1 pseudogene is annotated in these 1,142 nt (G+C 64.4%); it reads right to left on the reverse strand.

From position 1 onward, the window contains the following. Positions 1-145: 145 nt before the first annotated feature. Positions 146-963, reverse strand: a pseudogene (locus ACFWUY_RS41855) (transposase family protein). Positions 964-1,142: the final 179 nt, after the last annotated feature.

The following is a 1,142-nucleotide window of genomic DNA, read 5'->3' on the forward strand; positions in this document are numbered from 1 at the left end:
TCACCCGCAGCCGCCTCGGACGACTCACCCGCCAAGGCTTCCTCACCCAACCCGGACGAGGCCGCTACCAGAAACGGACTTAACGTCCACTCAGAGGGTCGCTCACCTTCTGGAGTGACAGCTGAAGGAGCTCACTGAGCCTCTTTCATCCTGAATAGCCGCAGGTCAGCAGGGTGTGGACGGCCTGGACGATGGTGCCGATGCGGCGGGTGGAGTATCTGGCTCGTCGCAGGATTCGCCAGGACTTCAGCTGCGCGACAGCGCGTTCGCCGGGAGCTCTCAGCCGGGCGTGGTCGCGGTTGAACTGCTGGTAATGCTTTGGCTGTTCGCGGTGGTGGTAGGACGGGGTTCGGACGGTGGCGCCGGCGCCCTGGTAGGCGCGGTCGGCGAGGACGAGGATCTGCCGGGTGAGACAGGCCTGCACGATGGCTGTGGGCGCGTGCTGCGGTCAGGTGGTGGGTGCGGCCGGGTGTCGCGCGGGAGAACCAGAGTGGTGTGCCGTCGGGGTGGGCGATGACCTGCACGTTCATGCCGTGCTTGCGGTGCTTGCGGTGCTTCATCGAGTAGTACGGCTCGTCGGCGGCGATGCGGTCGGTGAGGATCAGAGTGCCGTCGACGATGACGAAGTCGTCCTCACCGAGGCCGGTAAGGGCTTCGTGCAGGCCGGGCGCCCAGGCCGCGAGAACGTCCAGGGTCTCGTCGACGTACCGCCAGGCAGTTGCAGTCGAAACGCCGAACCCGGCCGCGAGCTGGGCAAACGTCTCGTTCTTGCGAAGATGGGCCAGTGTGAGGAGAGCCTGCTGGAAGCAACCGAGCCGTCTCCACGGCGAGTTCAGTTCACGCCTTCGGGCGTAGATCAGCCAGGAAACATGCTCGACCAGCTCGTACGGGACGTCGAGCAGGGAAGGATACGGAAACCTTCAGGGCCCCCGGGCTGTCGGCGGTGTCGAGTGGAATCAACACCGCCAACGACCGGGGGCTCTGCCACGTCACCACCCCAGTTGACCAGGCCTTATAGCCCCTCCGGGGCGGGATGAAAAAGGTTCAGTGTGAACCGTTCCGGGTTCGATAGAGACCTCAGATGTTGGTTGTGAGCTGGGGTTTTGTGGTGCTCAGGTAATGCTTGGCTTCGTATTCGGCCG

Source organism: Streptomyces sp. NPDC058664 (assembly GCF_042716635.1).
Lineage (GTDB): Bacteria > Actinomycetota > Actinomycetes > Streptomycetales > Streptomycetaceae > Streptomyces.